We start from the raw sequence: 20,409 nt of genomic DNA on the forward strand, positions 1-20,409 counted from the left end.
TTAATTAATATTAAATAATAAAAGAGAGTAAGAAGAAATGATTAATAATTATTAAAAGAACAAAAAATTTTCTAACTTATGATTTTGTTATATAAATAACACGTTACTTTTAGTTAAAAAACATTAATTAAATACTAAAATATCTATAAAAATACCTATAAAATAAAGTATTTTCTACATATAGAAAGTAGTCATAAGTTACTTTTTCTTGTTTAAAATAAATTAAACTTTATGTATTTTTTATAGAAATTCGGTAAATCGTATATAAAACTTAAGAAATACACATGGACCATAAAGCACGCTCGGTGTCATACCGTGGTCAAGCCACGGTATGACATGCGTTTTTCGATCCACGCAACAATGTCTGCTCGCAATGACGATATCTTTCTTTATTGAGCAAAATCTATAAATTTTTACATAAACAAATTGATTTGCTACGAATAATAGAGTATATAGTATAGACATAATTAATTCTCGGGGCGTAGCGCAGCCTGGTAGCGCATCTGGTTTGGGACCAGAGGGTCGGGAGTTCGAATCTCTCCGCCCCGACCATAAATATAAATTTAAACCTAATGTCAAAAGACGACCTCATTCAGTTTACAGGTACAGTACTTGAACTTTTACCTAATGCTACTTTCAGAGTAAAGCTTGAGAATGATCATGTAATTATTGCTCATACTTCCGGTAGGATGCGTAAAAATCGTATCAGAATATTACTAGGAGATAAAGTTATGGTAGAAATGACTCCTTATGATTTAACTAAAGGGCGTGTGATTCATCGTCACTAGTCTTTATAAGTATGAAGCAGAACAAACAAAACCTACCGATTATATTAGCATCAAGCTCTCCTGCAAGAATTGAATTACTACACCAAATAAGAATTACTCCTTCACAAATTATTCCAGCAGATATAGACGAAACACCTAATTTGCGTGAATTACCCGCTCCCTTAGCCATAAGACTTGCTTACGAAAAAGCTATAAAAGTTGCATCTCAAATAGAGGAATCAGCTATAATTATAGCTGCCGATACCGTAGCGGCAGTAGGTAGAAGAATATTGCCGAAAGCTACTACTTACGAAGAAGTCAAGAATTGTATTAAGATGTTATCCGGACGTCGTCATCGTGTCCATACCGGTTTATGTATTATCAAAAAAGAGAATGATCAGCTTACAGTTAGACAAAAAATAGTTCAGACTATTGTTAAGTTCAAAAAATTAAGTGATGAAGAGATTAATTTTTATTGTTCTTTGGATGAAGGAATAGATAAAGCCGGCGGGTGCAAAATTTCCGGTTATGCAGAAGCTTTTATCTCATTTATTTCCGGCTCATATTCAAATGTTATGGGATTACCTTTATTCGAAACGGTAAATGCTCTAACTTCTTTAGGTTTTAAGGTATATAAACGCTAATAGTCGTGAACATTGTTGCGTGGAGACACAATCGTCATTGCGAGTGGTCAAAGACCGCGTGGCAATCTAGAAAAATAATAAAAATGCTACGCATTTTAGTGGATTGCTTCGTCGAAACTTATAGTTTCTTCTCGCAATGACGACTCAGTATCCACTACATAAATTACTTAGCTACTCAGTTTCCAGGCTCATCCAAATGACTTCTTTCATAATTTTCATGACGCTCTTGAGCTTCAATACATAATGCAGCAATAGGTCGTGCTTCTAATCTTTTTATACCTATTGGGTCGCCTGTTTCTTCACAGTAACCATATTCCCCATTTTTAATACGTGATAATGCTTCTTCTATTTTACTCATTAATTTACAATATCTATTTCTACTACGAAGCTCAAAAGCTCTTTCTGTTTCATGAGTAGCACAATCGTTAAGATCGGATTCTTTTAAATTTTCTTCCTTTAAATGATCTAAAGTCTCTTGAGATTCCTTTAATAAATTCTCTTTCCACCTTAAAAGTTTTTGTCTAAAATATTCTAGGTGATTAGGACACATATATTCTTCATCTTTAGAAGGTTTATATCCCATAGGTAATTTAGGTGTTTCTAGCATATTAATATCTCAATATTAGCTTCAATATATTATGTTTATAAGGTTTTTAAAATAATATATATATATAACTTAAAATTAACGCAAGAAGATTATGAATATTAATATATTTTATTTTTTAATTGGATATGCGGTAGTATATACAGCCTCTAAATGCTTTATACTTGTTTTAGTATAATTTTGTGTAGTAGATAAACTTTTATGACCTAATAGCTCTTGAATAGAGCGTAAATCTGCACCATGCTCAAGCAAATGTGAAGCAAAACTATGTCTAAATGAATGAGCAGTTAAATGCTGCGGTAAACCATAAAAATGCTTTAATTTAATTAATTCACGATTAAATACCGGTGGCTGCAATTTCTTACCCTGCTTTCCTCTAAATATCGGTTCATTATCCCCTAGCTTATACGGCAATATTTCTAAATATTTGGTAATTAAATTTTTAGCAATCGGTAACCACGGAATTATTCTTTCTTTACTACCTTTACCTATTATTCTTATAAATTCTAGATTTTGTAGATGAAGTTTTGTAATTGATAATGCCTCCGATATACGTAGACCTGAAGCATATATAAGAACAAGTAGGGCTTTATTTCTAAGTTCTACCCACTTAACATTCCCATATTCTTCAATATGTTCAAGTGATATTACTACATCATCCTCCGATAAAGCTTTTGGTAACAATTTAGTTTTTTTAGGAGATTTTATAGAAAAAATTATATGACTATTTAATTGTGTTGTTTTCTCTAAAAACCTATAAAAATTTTTTACTGCAGATAAACCACGTGAAATTGAAGAAGTGGTAAAATTATCATAGTTACGTTTTGCAAGCCAACTTCGGATTAATCTTATATCTGCGGTTTTAATATGATTTATCGTTACAAGCTCTGAATTATAATAATTCATAAACTCAAGGAAATGCTTAAGGTCATTATTATAAGAAATTACTGTATGATTAGAGTAATTTCTTTGCAAAACGAGGTATTTTTGCCACTTATTTATTAATTCTTGAATTGATAAATCTAACATTTATAAAAACTTAACTATTTTTAATATTATTCTTAATGCTAACAATTATTGACTCATAATTTTATAAATGTTAGCATAAATTGAGGGTTTATGTTTACATATACGTAACCTATAAAACACAAAAAAATTTTTTAAGCAAAAATTTTAATTTATTTTAGGAGAATGAATAATGTTAAATAATACACAATTTTTAGATTTAATGAAATCCTATATGAATCCGGCATTTTATATGAGTTCTATGAAAAATATCCCCAGTGTAGATCTTTCATCTATCACAAATACAATGAAAAGAGCTATGAATATTCTTTTAATAACTAACCAAATTGCTACAGAAAGCATGCAATCTTTGCTTAAGAAAAATTCCGAGATTATACAAAATAATGTTAATACTAATTTTGAATACTACTAAAGAAGCAGCAAATGCTAAAGATTTCAAACAAGCTAGTGAATATCATCAAAAATGTTTAAAATCTATTTATGAAACATCTATGGATAATGCTAAGAAATTAGCAAGTATTGCTTATGAGTCTTCAACCCAAATATTAGAAGCCGCAAATAAGCATATTGCCGAGAATGTTCATCATGCTTCTAATAATATGCAGAATATGGCAGAACAAGTACAAAAAAACTTCAATAAGAAATCTGCTTAATTTTCAACGTCATTGCGAATGACTGAAGGCGTTGTTGCATGGATCGAAAAATGCGTTTGATGTCATTCCCGCGAAAGCAGGAATCCAGAAAAAAGCGAAATTATTTGAGCTTTTAATATAAAAAATTAAATATATTTATATCTTTTAGTTACTGGATTCCTGCTTTCGCAGGAATGACATCGTGGAAATCTCCTCTCAGTTGCTCGCCTTTCTGTTTAGCCAATTTTGTAAATAAGACTCTGCTAATTCTTGATCTTCTATAACAATCACATTTTCAGCATTACGTTTATCGGCAGCAGCCGTGAAATTAAACGAACCGGTTATTACTTTCTTTTTATCGATAATTATAACTTTATTATGAGCGATTCCGGGTACTTTATCTATACCTACATCAATTTTTGCTCGTTGTAATTTGTGTAATTTAGAAAATTTTTGCTTTAAATTACTACGATCAAGTAATATTCTAACTTTTACTCCTCGCATCTGTGCATTAATAAGTGCAGTAGTAATTAACGCATCGCTCATACCGTATGCCTGCATATAAATAGATTCTTCAGCTTTATCTATCTGATTGGCTATAAACTTAGTACAACCAGCAGGCGGAGTAAAACATGTACTAACTTTACTCCTTGAAAGCTCTGAAATATTGTAATGCTTTATTTGAGGTGCAGATAAAGCTAATGATTTTTGATTTATTAGATTAGTAAAATAATCCGGATTCTGTCCATAAATACCTAAAGCAACTCCCAAGATAAAGGCAATAGATGTTTCTATAAATTTATTATTTTTTCTCTTCATGACTTATTTATATTTTAGGCGTTATCTGCATGGTTTGCATTCCGCTATGTCATACCGTGGCTTGACCACGGTATCCATAAAAAAATAAAGAAGAAGACTTGATACCGCGATCAAGTCGCGGTATGACAATAAAAAGATCCAACACCTATCTTCTTAACTTCCCGGTACTTCTTCAATAGCCTTTAGATTCTGATAATCTAAAGAATCTACTAGCTTATTATCATTATTTTTTATAAGCCAATTTCCACCATGAGCCTTCATATTCCGTAGCCTTTATAAGCCACTCATGACTACTTAAATTTAAGTCGTCATTAAGCCGATAATTATATTTAGCAATCGTAGGAGGATTAACTACACCTGCTACATGCCTTGAATCCGTGAGACAAAAAATCTTATGTCCGTTTCATCATATATTGAACGCCATGGAGCTATATGATCTTCTTTTGCAGCTACAAAAAAAGAGTTACAATCAACTTTTCTAAGATCTATTTTTGTTCCGAGCACCTCTAAATTATTAGACTCTTTTAGCAAGTTATTGCAATATGTATTTTGTAAATATTCCTCATACATTTTTGCCGGCAAGTTAGTAGAATCCGCATTCCAATATAGTAAATCAAAAGGCATCGGTTTTTTACCGAGTAACTAATTATTGACAAAAAATGTCCAAATTAAATCATTAGCCCTTAGCAAACTAAAACTATTTGATAAATACTGCCCATCAAAATAGCCTTTTAGTTTTATACCTTCCTTAATGTAGTTAATCGTAGCTTCATTAAAAAATATTCCAAGCTCACCGGGATGAGTATAATCAAGCAAAGTAGTAAAGAAAGTAGCACTATGAACGGAATCTATTTTCTTTGCTTTGAAGTATGCGATAATTATAGCAAGGAATGTACCTCCCATGCAATATCCGACAAAATCAATTTTTTTAAAACCAAGATTTCTCACATACTCAAAAGGTGCTAAAATACTGTCTTTTAAGTAATCCTCGAAGCCTTTTTCCGATAGAGAGATATCAGGGTTAACCCATGAAATAAGAAAAACTTGAAAATTATTTTCTACCAAAAAAGATACTAAAGAATTATGCGGAGATAAATCGAGTATATAATATTTATTTATGCATGGCGGAATAATAAATATCGGAATCTTATGAATTTTCCTTTTGTTGCAGCAATATTCTTACCGAGTTTAAAAGCAGATTTATCAGTAGTTTTGATATTTAATATATCACCAGAACTTTTTATATCTCTTAAGCAATTTTCTAATCCTTGTACTAGATTTTGACCGCCGCTTTCTAATGTCTCACGTAAAACTTTTGGATTACAAAAAGCAAAATTTGAAGGTGAAAAAGCATCGATAAAATGTTTAGTTACAAACTCTAAATGTTGCTTGAGATCATTTGATAGCTCATACTGTTCTATATTCTTCTTAAGCCACTCACTAGATAGTAAATAATATTGTTTAACAAAGTCAAAATAAGCATTACCCTCTTATGAAGAATCTTTAAATCTTTTATCTCTATTATCTGGAGAAAATACAGCTTTTGCCGGACTACCGACAAATTTTGCAAAGCTACTTGCTGTAAGCTCTCTTAACTTATCAATATATTCAATATTAAGCAAAATTTTTTAGGATTTGCCCAAAACTGTTCTACCATTAAAGAAGCTATAATTCTGTTTTTATCACTATCAATTAGGCTCCTAGGGATCATACTCCCCCTACCTTGCATGAAATGTAAAATAAGCTCTTGATATTTATCGGCAATTTTTTTAAAATTATTAATTATCGTCTCGTGCGGGATGTTAGTTCCAAGATACTTCTAAAAAGTTAACAATTAATATAAACGTAGACGAAGTTTAATTTGGAAAAAAGCAAGGCGTTTTATATTTTTTGACCGCAGCGTACATACTAGTACGTGAGGATCAAAAAATATAAAACAACAACGCCAATTTTTCAAATTAAACGAGTATACCTTATGTCATTAAACTATTCCATATACTATCAACCTTGTCGATAACTTCCTGACTCATTTCTATTTTTTTACCCCATTTTCTATTTGTCTCAGGGTATATTTTATCGGTTGCATCTATTCCCATTTTACTACCAAGCCCTGAATCAGGTGATGCAAAATCCAAATAATCTATCGGAGAATTATCTATAAAGCTCGTATCACGCCTTGGATCGCTTCTTGTTGCTATTGCCCAAATTACTTCTTGCCAATTACGAACATCAATATCGTCATCTACAACGATAATAAATTTACTATACATAAATTGCCGTAAGTAAGACCAAATCCCAAGCATTATTCTTTTAGCATGACCAGGATAGGATTTTTTAATCGATACTACTACAACTCTATATGAACAACCTTCAGGTGGAAGCCAAAAATCGACTATTTCCGGAAATTGTTGCTGCAAGATAGGAATAAAAATTTCATTTAATGCTTCACCTAAGATTGACGGCTCATCAGGCGGTTTTCCAGTATAGGTACTTAAATATACGGGATTTTTCTTCATCGTTATTGCCGTTACGGTAAATACCGGAAACTCCTCAACATCATTATAATATCCGGTGTGATCTCCAAAAGGACCTTCAGGCAAATACTCCTCTAAACTTACATAGCCTTCCAGCACTATTTCACTATGTGCAGGTACTTTGAGGTCAATAGTTTTGCATTGCACCAGCTCTACTTTTTCATTACCGAGTAAACCTGCAAAATTATACTCTGAGATATTCTCAGGTATCGGCGTAACCGCTGCCAAAGTTACCGCTGGATTTGCCCCAATAACGATAACAGCAGGAAACGGTTCTTTTTTTGCTTCTTTCCAACTTTTATGATGCTCTGCTCCACCTCGTAACTTTAACCAACGCATCAATAGCTTATTTTCTGAAATAACCTGCATTCTATATATGCCAAGGTTGTAATTATCGATTTTATCTTTTGTTGGTCCTTTAGTAACTACTATCCCCCAAGTAATTAAAGGCGAAATATCATCAGGCCAACATCTTTGAATCGGCAATATATTGATATTCGGTTTGTCAATGACGATTTCATGACAAGCTGCTTTTGATACGGTTTTAGGAGACATAGCAAATATACGCTTAGCTAGCGGTAGCATTGACAATGTTTCTTTAAAAGATGCGGGAGGTTGCGGCTGTTTAAGGAATGCTAGTAAAACACCAAGCTCTCTTAATTCTTTGGGTGACTTAAGTTTAAGCCCCATACAAATACGATTTATACTAGCATAAAGATTAGTTAGAATAGGTATGTCGGACTTAATGCCGTCGGCTTTTATAACATTTTCAAAAAGTAATGCAGGTCCGCCTTGTGCTAATACTCTTCTACTAATTTCAGTAATTTCTAGGTCAGTTTTAACTTCAACAGAAATACGCTTTAACTCACCGTTTTTTTCTAAAAATTTTAAAAACTCCGGTAAATCTTTAAAGCTCATAGTTCTATTTTTTTGTTTATAATGTGCGGCTTATTTTATCGTCATTGCGAGCAGGCATTGTTGCGTGGACCAGTTTCCTAATTGTCATCCCGCAACTTGATCGCGGGATCCAGTTAAAAATACTAAAATTATTAGTATTTTTTATTGTTTTTATGGACCCGTGGTCAAACCACGGGGTGACACAGTGGATTTTACCGGTCCACGCAACAATGCCTTGCGAGCAGCCGTAGGCTGCATGGCAATTTCATCAAATATCCTGAGATTGCTTCGTCAATTCCTTCGTAATTTCCTCGTAATGACGATACGGTATGACTCTATGGGTTTCCCTACTTACTAAAATTAGCCTTTACCTGCATATCATTCTGAATAATTGTGTAGTTAATTAGTTCGTCAATTACAGAATTTTTAATATTATATATTATATTTTTTTCTGAATCGACATGAATATTTTTAGCCGTTAATTCATCTATACTTCTAGATTTAATATGTGCAAAATATACTTCATCACCTACTTGGAATACAGGCGTATTACTTCCTATTTTAGTATTAAAAATTGATAATAATATTTCAGGAGTTAGTGTTAAATCATTTTCCATTTCGGATCTAATATAATTTTTTTTGCTTATTTTTATTCCGTTAGCTTTAAGCTCTTTTATATTCTCTTGCTCTGAATTATATTCCTTTGCTAAATCCTTGATAATCTTTAAGTTTACATCTACGATATTCTGCTTTATCCAAACTTTATTTACCTGTTCTTTAATAGCATCAAATTCAGGTATTTTTGCTGGCTGAATAGATTTTAATTCTACCAATATAAGATAACTTTTATCTTCTGCTTCTATAGGATAAGATAATTCTCCTTCCGAAAGCTCAAAAATACTATCGGCATTTTCGGCAATTATTTTATCTTCAATAAGTTCTGCATAACTGACATAGTTAACGTTTTGTATCGGTAGCTTATATTTTTCGGCAATTTCAACTAAGCTAGAACCAGCTGCCGTCTCATCTTCCAGCTTTTTAGCAAACTCCATATTAAGTATGTCGATTTTTTGAGCCTTTAATAAATCATGTAATTGTTTTTGTACCGATTCAAAACTTTGATTCCCAAACTCATCTTTATTTTCATTATAAAATTCTAGCAACTCATCTTGAGTAACTGAGACTTTTAAATCCTTAATATTAGCTTTAATATAAGAAAAGCTGCGTTTCTCAGGTACCTCAAACGAGGTTTTATTATCTTGGTAAAAATCCTTTAATTGCTGATCGGTAGGAGTAGGGATTTGTAAATCTTTTGGTTTATTTTGTAAATCTATTTGTATTAATTCTACCTCTCTTTTTTCAGCCATATAATCTACTATATTGTCAGTCATAGCTTTAGGAACATAGAAACTTTCTACAAAAGTATCGACAAAAATATTTTTTAGAGCTTTTTCTTTGAAGTTTAATAAATATTTTTCTTCATCCATATAAGAATTTCTAAAATAAGTTTTAAAAATTTTTATATCGAAAACACCTTGCTCATTTTTAAAAACCGGTGATTCTTTAACTAAAATTTTAACTGTATCATCACTTAGATCTAAGTCATAATAGCTAACTAGATAATCTAAGACATTATCATAAACAAGCCTTTTTAGGATTCGGTTATCAATATTTAACTGTGCTATTTCTTCATCGGTTAAACTTGTTCCCATTTGCTTACTTATAGCATTAATTTCTAAAGATTTTGCTCTCAAAAAATCTTCCTGGGAGATATTTTTCACATGAGAAAAAGTAACAATATCACCGCTTCTTCTTCCGTGTAATACATCTTTAATACCAAAGCCGACAAAAGCAAAAGCTATCATTACGAATAAAACCCGCATTATAAAACTATCGGCAGTTTTTCTAATATTATCTAACATAATTTTATTTAAGATCCTCAGTGTCACCCTATGGCTTGACCACGGGATCCATAAAAAAAGACTGGATACCGTGGACAAGCCACAGGATGACACCAAGCATATTAGAAATTCACACGAACTTTTACACTACCTTGCTGAGCGAAATACTTACTTCCAATATTTGTATCGTAGTTAATACCGTATTCCATCATTTTGTGCTTAGCAGTAACACCAATGCCGACATCAAAGCTTGTTTTGTTTTGCTTAAAGCTGTTGGTTGGGAAAGGAGCAGTCATACCTTGTAATCTTGCATCAATCGCCGGAACTTTATTCTTGAATGCATAATCAACCATTGCGTAAAGCTCAGGTGTTAGTACTACTTCACCTACATTGATATTACTTGATACTTTAGCACCGAGTAAACCATCGAAAGTGTTATAGTTCTTGCCTTTAACAGTAAGATTTTGGTAAGTAGTACCCGTTTCTTTATAGCCCTTATCTTTGATAGTCGAATATCTAAGCCCAGCTAGCGGTGTTAAGTTAATGTTCTCAGGCATTGCATAAGTATAACCAGCCATTAACTGACCTGTATAGCTTTCGGATTTATACTTACCGTTTGCAGTTTGATAAGCAGTAGTCGCTAATGCCGTTGCAATAACACGTCTTGATTTGCTTCTTATCTTATTATCCGAGTAAGATGCTATAGCTTCAACGAAAAGATTTTCATAAGGTACATTATATAAACCGTATACGGAATAGATGTTACTCTCTACCTTATTATCGCCCGTCTTATTATTTTTCAGTTTGATATCAGTATTGGCTCTTGTATATGCAAGCCCGAGTGCTAGATCATCGTTAACTAAGCCGTCAAAACCTATAGTGCCACCAGTTGTATCAGACTTATAACCGCTTATATTGTTACGCATCTTCTGCGTTGCATTACCGACAAACGGACTTATCCATGCACCAAACTTAGCATCTCTGTCCTCATCACCGGCAGCTACAGCAGCCGGCTGTATTGCATCCATTCTAGCATTTAGATTAATTAAGCTACTTGAGATATTACTTAGTATAACTTGATTATTAATAGCAGCTATAGTATCGCTAGGTTTTACAACATCTTGCATGAGGTGAGTTACAGCATCTGCTCCTTGGATTGGAGTCAGTTTTCCCCAGTTACCAAAAGCTAAACGTGCATCCGAACCGATTGGTGCTTGCTCCATTAACTCAAGCGATTCCTTTACATTTGCAGCATTTGGGATATTTGCAAGTGGTCCGCCCGGTTTGAAGTTGTTATCTATCACTTCTTGAGATACATCCTTAGCAAATAGCGTTAAAGTTGATGCATCAAAAGTAAAGTTGACAAAGCGGTTGTCATTATTAATGGTTACTTTAACATTATCTGCGGGAGTAGGCTTTAAACCACCTGCTGTTTCTGCAGATATTACCGTATATTTGGTATTTGGATCTATATTATTAATGTCGAAATTAGTAGCAGTAACAACAAGTGCTAAAGTTGAAACCCCTGATAAATCAAGAGTACTGCCTGATTTAATTAAGATATTACCGCCTGACTTAGCTGCTCCGTCAAAGGTAGTATTTAAGGTTAGCGTATCGGTAAAGCTACCGGTGCCGGTATATGTTACTTGATTTGCACCTAAAGTAAGCGTAGTACCGCTACCTGTTATATTACTATTAAAGGCTAGGCTATTGCCGAAACTAATAGTAGCACTGTTAGCTGCAAAGCTGGTAGCCGTTACATTTTTAACAAAATTAGTGATAGAACCTTTGGTTAAAGTAACAGCACCTATATGAGTAAATGTATCGGTAAAACTTGTAGTACCACTGAGCGTCGCCGTACCTTTTGCGTTAACACTACTTGAAAAACTTGTAGCACCTGCCGTTGTGATATCACCAACCGAATTAGCTGCAGTCCCTACAACACCACTAACACTGCCACCATTTGTGAAGTTTAGCTTCAGAGCCTGACCGCCGGTTTTATTTATGCTGCCTGTTAAGTTAAAGTTTGCAGGTAATGTTAAGAGTGCAGTACCGTTACCTTGGATCTCGGTGATGCTAGTATTACCGCCTTTGGTTATGCTTACAGCTCCTGCACCGACTTTTAACATAGCAATCCCGTTTACGCTATTAAGATTACTTGCACCTAAAGCTATTAACGTACCCTTATTAGTACCACCGATATTTTGGACTGCTCCCGCAACATTTACATTGTTATTTAATGTTACCGTACAGTTTTTTGCATTAAAATCTAAGAAACCGCCAATATTACCGGTTTGAGTTAACTGAACGGCATCATTAATTAATGTTACATTCGCCGTAGTAGCTCCAAGCTCTAGCACACCTGTAGTATCAAGCTCTATATTTGTTGTATTGAAAGTGATACCTACTGTACCCAAATTTCCTGCTCCTTGAAATTTTATAGCTTGTAACCTCTTAGCTCCACCGAATGTAACCCCTCCGTCTATTGTTAATTTTCTTCCTGCGTTTACGGAATTTAAGGTTACTATACCTTCATCATCATTATCAGGATCTATATCTGCACCTAATGTGATTGTACGGTCATTTGCATTTGAACTATTTTGTAATACTAACTCTGCATCTGCATGGGCAAATTCAATATTTGCTGCCGGTACATTTAAATCACCGCCATTTGCATCAATCCTATAAGTAGCATTGTTTATTTGTATAGCATCAGCATTAAATGCTGTACTACTAGTAAAATCTGCATTATCGTTAATAACCAAGTCATGTATACCTAAATTTATATCGTCGGTTATTGTAACCACATGCTTAATAAGTAAATTTTCAAATTTATCACCGCCTGCATCACCAATATTTCTAACAGTACCTGCTACATTACTTCCGATATTCAGTCCATTAACCCCACCATCAAAGATTAAATGACCTTCATTGGCACCAGGTGCCGCTAAATCAGCTGCTAATAATATATTATTTACTCCGCCTCCGGTTAGGTTAGAAAGAGTTAAAATAGAATTTGCATCTTCAAAAACAATCGCTTGACCATCTAATATAGTAACATCACCGGCACTTGCATCAAATGCAAAATTATTATCGGCTTTAATATTGATTGTTGCGATTGTTCCCGCAGTTGGATCATATGCTACAAGTAACTTTGTATTAACATTTAATGTAGCATTATTACCTTTTACTATAGCTCCTTTAAACCCATAAGTAATTATGTTACCACCACCATCAAGAGGACCGTTAAACTCTAACGTACTGCCTGCTCCAAAATTTATATTATTTGTAATTAAGTTTCCTCCGACTTGTAATGTTATTCCTGCTTCTACATTCACTGTTGCTAATGCTGCTGTATTACCTATATTGCCGGTTACTGTACTATCACCGGTAAATGTTGCTACACCGTTATTTGCATTACCCTTATTATCTATTGCTCCGGTTACTATTACTGGATCCATAAATGTCAATGTTGACGCATTATTCGTTAAGTTTATTGCATTCGCTTTTACTACACCACCTCTTACTTGTAGCAAACCTGCTCCTACACTTAACTCTGCTAATGCCTCTGTATTACCGATATTACCAGTTACCGTACTTGCTCCGGTAAACGTTACCACACCGTTATTTGCATTACCCTTATTATCTATTGCTCCGGTTACTATTACTGGATCCATAAATGTCAATGCTGACGCATTATTCATTAAGTTTATTGCATTCGCTTTTACTACACCGCCTCTTACTTGTAGCAAACCTGCTCCTACACTTAACTCTGCTAATGCCTCTGTATTACCGATATTACCAGTTACCGTACTTGCTCCGGTAAACGTTACCACACCGTTATTTGCATTACCCTTATTATCTATTGCTCCGGTTACTATTACTGGATCCATAAATGTCAATGCTGACGCATTATTCATTAAGTTTATTGCATTCGCTTTTACTACACCGCCTCTTACTTGTAGCAAACCTGCTCCTACACTTAACTCTGCTAATGCCTCTGTATTACCGATATTACCAGTTACTGTACTTGCTCCGGTAAACGTTACCACACCGTTATTTGCATTACCCTTATTATCTATTGCTCCGGTCACCACTACAGGATTTGTAAATGTCAATGCTGATGCATTATTCGTTAAGTTTATTGCATTCGCTTTTACTACGCCGCCTCTTACTTGTAGCAAACCTGCTCCTACACTTAACTCTGCTAATGCCTCTGTATTACCGATATTACCAGTTACCGTACTTGCTCCGGTAAACGTTACCACACCGTTATTTGCATTACCCTTATTATCTATTGCTCCGGTCACCACTACAGGATTTGTAAATGTCAATGCTGACACATTATTCGTTAAGTTTATTGCATTCGCTTTTACTACACCACCTCTTACTTGTAGCAAACCTGCTCCTACACTTAACTCTGCTAATGCCTCTGTATTACCGATATTACCAGTTACCGTACTTGCTCCGGTAAACGTTACCACACCGTTATTTGCATTACCCTTATTATCTATTGCTCCGGTCACCACTACAGGATTTGTAAATGTCAATGCTGACGCATTATTCATTAAGTTTATTGCATTCGCTTTTACTACACCGCCTCTTACTTGTAGCAAACCTGCTCCTACACTTAACTCTGCTAATGCCTCTGTATTACCGATATTACCAGTTACTGTACTTGCTCCGGTAAACGTTACCACACCGTTATTTGCATTACCCTTATTATCTATTGCTCCGGTCACCACTACAGGATTTGTAAATGTCAATGCTGACGCATTATTCGTTAAGTTTATTGCATTCGCTTTTACTACACCGCCTCTTACTTGTAGCAAACCTGCTCCTACACTTAACTCTGCTAATGCCTCTGTATTACCGATATTACCAGTTACCGTACTTGCTCCGGTAAACGTTACCACACCGTTATTTGCATTACCCTTATTATCTATTGCTCCGGTTACTATTACTGGATCCATAAATGTCAATGCTGACGCATTATTCGTTAAGTTTATTGCATTCGCTTTTACTACACCGCCTCTTACTTGTAGCAAACCTGCTCCTACACTTAACTCTGCTAATGCCTCTGTATTACCGATATTACCAGTTACCGTACTTGCTCCGGTAAACGTTACCACACCGTTATTTGCATTACCCTTATTATCTATTGCTCCGGTCACCACTACAGGATTTGTAAATGTCAATGCTGACGCATTATTCGTTAAGTTTATTGCATTCGCTTTTACTACACCGCCTCTTACTTGTAGCAAACCTGCTCCTACACTTAACTCTGCTAATGCCTCTGTATTACCGATATTACCAGTTACCGTACTTGCTCCGGTAAACGTTACCACACCGTTATTTGCATTACCCTTATTATCTATTGCTCCGGTTACTATTACTGGATCCATAAATGTCAATGCTGACGCATTATTCATTAAGTTTATTGCATTCGCTTTTACTACACCGCCTCTTACTTGTAGCAAACCTGCTCCTACACTTAACTCTGCTAATGCCTCTGTATTACCGATATTACCAGTTACTGTACTTGCTCCGGTAAACGTTACCACACCGTTATTTGCATTACCCTTATTATCTATTGCTCCGGTCACCACTACAGGATTTGTAAATGTCAATGCTGACGCATTATTCGTTAAGTTTATTGCATTCGCTTTTACTACACCGCCTCTTACTTGTAACAAACCTGCTCCTACACTTAACTCTGCTAATGCCTCTGTATTACCGATATTACCAGTTACCGTACTTGCTCCGGTAAACGTTACCACACCGTTATTTGCATTACCCTTATTATCTATTGCTCCGGTCACCACTACAGGATTTGTAAATGTCAATGCTGACGCATCATTTGTTAATTTAATCGTAGTAGCTTTAATAACCGCTCCCCCTAACGTAGCCGTACCTGCTCCTACACTTATTGTGGCTAATGAGTTTGTATTACCTATATTCCCGGTGACTTGACTCAATACACCATTTAAATTTAAGACACCTACATTATCACCGCCTGTGGTGTTATCAATAGCACCTGTTAATACTGCATTTGCATTTGTAAGGGTTAATACTGACGCAGCATTTGTTAAGTTAGTCGTAGTGGCTTTAATAACCGCCCCTCCAAGAGAAAGGGTACTTGCCCCAATGCTTATTTGAGCTGCTGGATTAACATTACCTATTGTTCCGTTAATGGCAGCATCTGTATTGACAGTTATTATACCTCCTGCATCTATATTTCCTGTAAGTGTTATCTTTGCCGGAGTTGCAGATTGTATAATTAATCCAGCATTCGCTCCCTTTAAAGTTATATTTCCTAAACCCGTATAAGTATCAGCAGCAGCATCAAAACCATGATTTGCAACAACCGCAGCAGTACCAGTTAAAGTTAAATTTTTGCCGGCAATAATAGTAACAGGCAACAAGTTACCCCCTGTAACAATAGAACCGACGCTGGTATCTTCAGTAATATTTAGACCTCCAGGATTAGTAGCCGCAACATTTATAGCCGTAATAATACGACCGACTTTATCTGCAGTGATATTATGATTACCACCGTAAGTAAATGCCTTATTGTCTTGAGGACCGTCAGCAGGAATACCATTAGCTACTCCTTCAGCCATTATCTCATGCCAATTACCATCAGCAGCAAGATCACTAAATGCTGCATTATTATTAGAAATAACACCCGCAGCAACACCCAACACCCCACTACTACTCAGCATTAATGCTGCGGTTGAGGTGGTGAATAAAGCGGTTTTAAGACCTTTGTGAATTGCCTTTTGAAATAATTTTGGAGAAATATTCGCCATATGTAAACCTTAATAAAAAAATTAAATAACTTAGTAAAGTGTCATAATTTTAATACAATTTTTTAAATATGTCTATTTATTTAGATGATATTTTTACAAATTTAGTATGAATATGTGGCATTTGTATAGATTATATGTCATTTCATAACGGCGTTGCCTGCGTGGACCGGCCTTCGTCATTACGAGCAGACCTTGTTGCGTGGACCGAATCGTCATTGCGAGCGAACGTAGAGAGCGTGGCAATCTTGTCAAATATCCTGAGATTGCTTCGTCAATTGCTATGCAATTTCCTCGCAATGACGACTCGGTATCCACCACAGGCAATACCTCTTGCAATGACGATTTAGTATCCGTACTCTCCTAATACCTTAATAACATCATCATACATATAACCTTCATAAGCACCGGCTTCGAGTGATAATTTTGTAGCTACTGTATAATTATTACTCTTTGCTAAACCTAGAGGATTTAAGCCTGATTTATCACGATAATTAATATCCGTAGTGTGTTCAATTAAAAACTGTATTAATTCTTCACCGCAATTAGCTTTTATAGCATGATGCAGAGCTAGACGTCCTAATTGGTCTTTGTACTGAGCATCAACACCTTTACTATATAAAGTTTCTACTAACTCTAAATCACCGGCATATATTGCTTTTTGTAAAAGCTTTTGTCCTAAAGCTTTATCAAATTCGGCGTAATCTTTAATCAAAATTTTTACTAGTTTTGAGGTGTTTATATTCTTGTCATAAAATTGAGTTACTTTTTCTAAAAGTGTTTGCTGCCCCGTGTTTTTACCGACTAGCGTATGATTTACTAGATACTCTATTAATCTCAAATCTTCAGAATCAATAGCAAGTTCAAAAATCTTATAACAGAGTTCGCTTTTAATATCAAATTTAGCACCTTTGCTAATTAACGCTTTTACTGACGAGATATTTTTCGATTCTACGGCTAGCTCTAGAGGCGTTTTATTATTATGATTTTTATCCTGAAAAAATTGTACTATTTTACCATTCCCTATTGCTCTTGCCCAATCATGTAAAGTATAGCCATATTTATCGTACTTTTGAAATTCCGTATTCTCATATAAATATTCTACCATTTCTACACATTACCGATTTTTATTGCTAGTGAATAGCAGACCAACCATACATGTTAGGAGCAATCTTTCCTCCAATGGCATTCGGTTAAGATAAAAAATATGATATAATGACTTTCATTGTAATAACAAAGAGAGGAATATTGAGATGGAGGTAGCAAAATCATTAATTTTTTGGTCTGAAGTCAACGAAATATTTAAAAAAGTAAGTGATAAATTTGATTCTAAGTGGCAAACAAGAAAACGAGTATTAAATACACAAATATTAGTAACATTTTTATTTAAACTAGTACAAAGTTATAATAAACAAGGGTATGGTATAGTAGTCTTATTCAATTTTGGGAGTCATGTTTAGATAAAAATATTATATTACCCTAAACTAAAACAGTAGCTGCATCTTCATTATGTGAGGCAAGACAAAAATTACCAGAAGATGTTTTTATAGAATTGAATCAAAATTTATTGGTTCTTTGGCACAAGATTCAAGATTTACCAAATTGAAAGGGTTATAGAATATTTACAATAGATGGATCAAGGGTAAGTTTACCAAGAGAATTAATTAATGAAGGATTTATAGTGTGTTCAGCAGATCAAGGTAATTACTATCCACCAGGTTTAATGAGTTGTCTTTATAACATACAAGAAAAGGTGGTATATGACTTTAGTTTGCAAGCACATTTGAATGAAAGATTATCTGCTCTAGAACACATTCAACAGTTAGGTAGTAAAGATATTGTAGTACTGGATAGGGGATATTTTAGTTACTTAATGCTTTATAAAATCATAGAACAAAATTGTCATGTTATTTTTAGAATACCTTTTGGTATTAGAAATAATACCAATAATGAGATTATGAATTTTATAGAAACAGATCAAGAAGATAGTACTATAGATTATATGCCATCTACAACTGTTATGCATGATCTAAAGAAGGATGGTTATAATTTAAAATTTAGACCGCTAAAGGTACGCTTAATTAAACATAAAATAAATGATACAACTTATATATATGCTACAACTCTAACAGATAAGTATATTTTTCCCAAAGAATGTTTTTATGAAATTTATCACTCTAGATGGAGTATAAAAGAACTTTATAAAATCTCAAAGAGGTTTATAGAAATAGAAGATTTTCATGCAAAATCAGCTAGAGGTATTAAACAAGAATTATACGCTTTATACGCTCATATATTATTAATCAATTTATCTAGGTTTTTTGAGTTTGAAGCAGAAAAATTAATTCCATCTAACAAAAGTGAAGATAATAAATACATAACCAATACTTTTGATCCTATCTCAATGATAAAAATCAATTTTAAAAACTGTTTACTAATCGTAACGAGGCAGTTAGAAAATCTAGTGATGACAGGGTGTATTTTAACTAATAATACATTACAAAAAATTATAAGTTCTATAGCTAAAGTACGGCAAAAGGTAAGGTTAAATAGACACTATCCTAAAATATCGCGTAAATCTATTAATAGGTGGGTTACATCTCGTAGTAGACGTAAATTTGCTTAACCGAATGCCATTGGGTCAAGCCACGGGGTGACACAGTGTATTTTACCGATCCACGCAACAATGCCAACAAAGGTAGACAATGACAAGTACTAGAGATATTACTACAGCTGTAACTATTTAGCTATAGGTAAACTATTTTCTGCTTGATTTTCTTCAATTGCATTAATCTTAGAAACTAAATCAGATTTCTTTTTTGAGGAAAGGTTAGCAAGTACTATTGCGTTTATTAAAAATAATGTTGTAAGTATTATAGTGCTTTTAGTAAGAAAATTACCGACTGTTTTAGCACTGACTACTCCCATATTATTACCGCCGCTTATACTACTAATTCCATCCGATCCGCTACGCTGCATCAGAATAACTATAATTAGCAATATTGCAATAGTAATATGTACAAAAAGAAGGATGTCTATCATATAATAAAATAATCGTTACCGTATTTTAAATGTAAATCATACATTAGTTTTATATTATTTGCAACTTAGCTTTATAAAATAAACGTAATACTAATAGTATCTGACAGAAACTAGACTAAAATCAGCATATGAGCTTTTCAAGAAAGGTTAAAAACTCACAAAGCTTAGGATGTGTGGTGGTGCTACTAGGGGGAATTGAACCCCCGACCTCTTCATTACCAATGAAGTGCTCCACCCCTGAGCTATAGTAGCAAGATTATTTCAAACTCTTTTTGTCATATATTTGTTATTAAATCAAGAAGAATTTTGGAAATTCGTTTACTATTTACAAAAAAGCTCTTATTCTAGCTCTTCATTCGCTCCACTTATATGTACCTCATCATAAGATGCTACTGTAGTTTCATTAGCATGCATCCCAAATTCTTTCTGTAAATAATTACTTAAAATCTTTAGTGTTTTTTCTTTGGTTTGGCATGCTAATATCATTTTATTATCTTGTACTAACTTTTGTAATTGGGCTATCTCTTTTGCAGAAGCAGGTCTCATTTCTAAAGATCCGCTTTCTTCTTGCTGTAGTCGGTCAGTCGTTACAGTCGTAGTAACTCTATGGCACGTACCGAATAAGTCTATATCTATCCTTGAAATTGCCTCGTTACTATTTTTTCAACAGTTTTGGAGTGATTTATGCTATCCTATGAGATACTAGCAAAAACTAATCCTTTTTTAGTTATTTT

At 34.1% G+C, this 20,409-nt stretch carries 18 protein-coding genes, 2 tRNA genes and 3 pseudogenes; 7 read left to right on the forward strand and 16 right to left on the reverse strand.

The features are described 5' to 3' along the window. Positions 1–240: 240 nt before the first annotated feature. A complete protein-coding gene (locus tag D6968_RS04980; RefSeq protein ID WP_146624404.1) occupies positions 241–465 on the reverse strand; it encodes a hypothetical protein in 225 nt (74 codons plus the stop codon). Positions 466–475: 10 nt separating this feature from the next. Between D6968_RS04980 and D6968_RS04685 the strand changes: the two genes are divergently transcribed. The 3 genes from D6968_RS04685 to D6968_RS04695 all read left to right on the forward strand — a co-directional run bounded on the left by D6968_RS04685 (position 476) and on the right by D6968_RS04695 (position 1,411). Next, positions 476–552, forward strand: a tRNA-Pro gene (locus tag D6968_RS04685). 20 nt (positions 553–572) lie between these two features. Further along, the gene (gene infA, locus D6968_RS04690) at positions 573–788 is read left to right on the forward strand and encodes a translation initiation factor IF-1 (protein WP_010977828.1); all 216 of its coding nucleotides are present in this window, start codon (positions 573–575) and stop codon (positions 786–788) included. Between the two features lie 11 nt (positions 789–799). Continuing rightward, a complete protein-coding gene (locus tag D6968_RS04695; protein WP_121543763.1) occupies positions 800–1,411 on the forward strand; it encodes a Maf family protein in 612 nt (203 codons plus the stop codon). Positions 1,412–1,586: 175 nt separating this feature from the next. On the opposite strand, the gene dksA is transcribed toward D6968_RS04695, so the two are convergent. Continuing rightward, entirely contained in the window at positions 1,587–2,018 is a 432-nt protein-coding gene (gene dksA, locus D6968_RS04700; RefSeq protein WP_121543765.1) for an RNA polymerase-binding protein DksA, read from the reverse strand. Positions 2,019–2,126: 108 nt separating this feature from the next. After that, entirely contained in the window at positions 2,127–3,044 is a 918-nt protein-coding gene (locus tag D6968_RS04705; protein ID WP_121543767.1) for a tyrosine recombinase XerC, read from the reverse strand. Between the two features lie 169 nt (positions 3,045–3,213). Here D6968_RS04705 and D6968_RS04710 point away from each other — a divergent pair. Further along, positions 3,214–3,694, forward strand: a pseudogene (locus D6968_RS04710) (phasin family protein). 195 nt (positions 3,695–3,889) lie between these two features. Here the strand turns inward: D6968_RS04710 and pld are convergent. The 6 genes and pseudogenes from pld to D6968_RS04735 all read right to left on the reverse strand — a co-directional run bounded on the left by pld (position 3,890) and on the right by D6968_RS04735 (position 7,944). Continuing rightward, complete coding sequence (gene pld, locus D6968_RS04720) at positions 3,890–4,492, reverse strand: phospholipase D (protein ID WP_121543769.1); 603 nt, start codon at positions 4,490–4,492, stop codon at positions 3,890–3,892. 360 nt (positions 4,493–4,852) lie between these two features. Next, on the reverse strand, positions 4,853–5,116 hold the full coding sequence (locus D6968_RS06135; RefSeq protein ID WP_245969334.1) for a hypothetical protein: 264 nt from the start codon (positions 5,114–5,116) through the stop codon (positions 4,853–4,855). An 18-nt stretch (positions 5,117–5,134) separates the two neighbouring features. Then, a complete protein-coding gene (locus D6968_RS06140; protein WP_342767367.1) occupies positions 5,135–5,638 on the reverse strand; it encodes an alpha/beta fold hydrolase in 504 nt (167 codons plus the stop codon). Next, positions 5,615–5,916, reverse strand: a pseudogene (locus D6968_RS06145) (PHA/PHB synthase family protein); the annotation flags it as partial. The gene D6968_RS06140 and the pseudogene D6968_RS06145, both read right to left, overlap by 24 nt. A 66-nt stretch (positions 5,917–5,982) precedes the next feature. Then, positions 5,983–6,114 (reverse strand): hypothetical protein, encoded by a 132-nt coding sequence (locus tag D6968_RS06340; protein WP_281269453.1) that lies wholly within the window; start codon positions 6,112–6,114, stop codon positions 5,983–5,985. 351 nt (positions 6,115–6,465) lie between these two features. After that, complete coding sequence (locus D6968_RS04735) at positions 6,466–7,944, reverse strand: UbiD family decarboxylase (protein WP_121543771.1); 1,479 nt, start codon at positions 7,942–7,944, stop codon at positions 6,466–6,468. Between the two features lie 23 nt (positions 7,945–7,967). On the opposite strand from D6968_RS04735, the gene D6968_RS05370 reads away from it, so the two are divergent. Then, a complete protein-coding gene (locus tag D6968_RS05370; RefSeq protein WP_177717348.1) occupies positions 7,968–8,174 on the forward strand; it encodes a hypothetical protein in 207 nt (68 codons plus the stop codon). A 96-nt stretch (positions 8,175–8,270) separates the two neighbouring features. On the opposite strand, the gene D6968_RS04745 is transcribed toward D6968_RS05370, so the two are convergent. The 4 genes and pseudogenes from D6968_RS04745 to D6968_RS06150 form a co-directional block, all read right to left on the reverse strand. Continuing rightward, positions 8,271–9,845, reverse strand: coding sequence for a SurA N-terminal domain-containing protein (locus D6968_RS04745; RefSeq protein WP_121543773.1), 1,575 nt, complete (start codon positions 9,843–9,845; stop codon positions 8,271–8,273). Between the two features lie 101 nt (positions 9,846–9,946). Next, positions 9,947–16,636, reverse strand: coding sequence for an autotransporter outer membrane beta-barrel domain-containing protein (locus tag D6968_RS04750; protein ID WP_121543775.1), 6,690 nt, complete (start codon positions 16,634–16,636; stop codon positions 9,947–9,949). Between the two features lie 343 nt (positions 16,637–16,979). Continuing rightward, positions 16,980–17,573 (reverse strand): ankyrin repeat domain-containing protein, encoded by a 594-nt coding sequence (locus tag D6968_RS05375; RefSeq protein WP_410519446.1) that lies wholly within the window; start codon positions 17,571–17,573, stop codon positions 16,980–16,982. Between the two features lie 9 nt (positions 17,574–17,582). Continuing rightward, a pseudogene (locus D6968_RS06150) lies at positions 17,583–17,814 on the reverse strand (ankyrin repeat domain-containing protein); the annotation flags it as partial. A 72-nt stretch (positions 17,815–17,886) separates the two neighbouring features. Between D6968_RS06150 and D6968_RS04765 the strand changes: the two are divergent. Continuing rightward, the gene (locus D6968_RS04765) at positions 17,887–18,093 is read left to right on the forward strand and encodes a hypothetical protein (RefSeq protein WP_121543016.1); all 207 of its coding nucleotides are present in this window, start codon (positions 17,887–17,889) and stop codon (positions 18,091–18,093) included. 158 nt (positions 18,094–18,251) lie between these two features. After that, the gene (locus D6968_RS04770) at positions 18,252–19,259 is read left to right on the forward strand and encodes a transposase (RefSeq protein WP_121543779.1); all 1,008 of its coding nucleotides are present in this window, start codon (positions 18,252–18,254) and stop codon (positions 19,257–19,259) included. Positions 19,260–19,372: 113 nt separating this feature from the next. Here D6968_RS04770 and secG read toward each other — a convergent pair whose 3' ends face one another. From secG to D6968_RS04785, 3 genes are all read right to left on the reverse strand, one after another. After that, positions 19,373–19,675: a preprotein translocase subunit SecG gene (gene secG / locus D6968_RS04775; protein ID WP_121543781.1), complete on the reverse strand. Its 303-nt coding sequence runs from the start codon at positions 19,673–19,675 to the stop codon at positions 19,373–19,375. A gap of 177 nt (positions 19,676–19,852) precedes the next feature. Further along, positions 19,853–19,927, reverse strand: a tRNA-Thr gene (locus D6968_RS04780). Between the two features lie 87 nt (positions 19,928–20,014). After that, positions 20,015–20,221, reverse strand: coding sequence for a hypothetical protein (locus D6968_RS04785; protein ID WP_121543783.1), 207 nt, complete (start codon positions 20,219–20,221; stop codon positions 20,015–20,017). Positions 20,222–20,409 lie beyond the last annotated feature (188 nt).

The sequence above is a fragment of the Candidatus Rickettsia colombianensi genome, assembly GCF_003664375.1.
In the GTDB taxonomy this organism is placed as follows: Bacteria; Pseudomonadota; Alphaproteobacteria; order Rickettsiales; family Rickettsiaceae; genus Rickettsia; species Rickettsia tamurae.

Coding starts and splice junctions, on each gene's coding strand:
- dksA (WP_121543765.1), bottom strand. CDS start 2,018: ATGCTAGAAACACCTAAATTACCTATGGGATATAAACCTTCTAAAGAT.
- D6968_RS04785 (WP_121543783.1), bottom strand. CDS start 20,221: ATGAGACCTGCTTCTGCAAAAGAGATAGCCCAATTACAAAAGTTAGTA.
- infA (WP_010977828.1), top strand. CDS start 573: ATGTCAAAAGACGACCTCATTCAGTTTACAGGTACAGTACTTGAACTT.
- D6968_RS04750 (WP_121543775.1), bottom strand. CDS start 16,636: ATGGCGAATATTTCTCCAAAATTATTTCAAAAGGCAATTCACAAAGGT.
- D6968_RS04705 (WP_121543767.1), bottom strand. CDS start 3,044: ATGTTAGATTTATCAATTCAAGAATTAATAAATAAGTGGCAAAAATAC.
- D6968_RS04765 (WP_121543016.1), top strand. CDS start 17,887: ATGGAGGTAGCAAAATCATTAATTTTTTGGTCTGAAGTCAACGAAATA.
- D6968_RS04695 (WP_121543763.1), top strand. CDS start 800: ATGAAGCAGAACAAACAAAACCTACCGATTATATTAGCATCAAGCTCT.
- D6968_RS04735 (WP_121543771.1), bottom strand. CDS start 7,944: ATGAGCTTTAAAGATTTACCGGAGTTTTTAAAATTTTTAGAAAAAAAC.
- D6968_RS04745 (WP_121543773.1), bottom strand. CDS start 9,845: ATGTTAGATAATATTAGAAAAACTGCCGATAGTTTTATAATGCGGGTT.
- pld (WP_121543769.1), bottom strand. CDS start 4,492: ATGAAGAGAAAAAATAATAAATTTATAGAAACATCTATTGCCTTTATC.
- D6968_RS04980 (WP_146624404.1), bottom strand. CDS start 465: ATGTCTATACTATATACTCTATTATTCGTAGCAAATCAATTTGTTTAT.
- D6968_RS06135 (WP_245969334.1), bottom strand. CDS start 5,116: ATGCCTTTTGATTTACTATATTGGAATGCGGATTCTACTAACTTGCCG.
- secG (WP_121543781.1), bottom strand. CDS start 19,675: ATGATAGACATCCTTCTTTTTGTACATATTACTATTGCAATATTGCTA.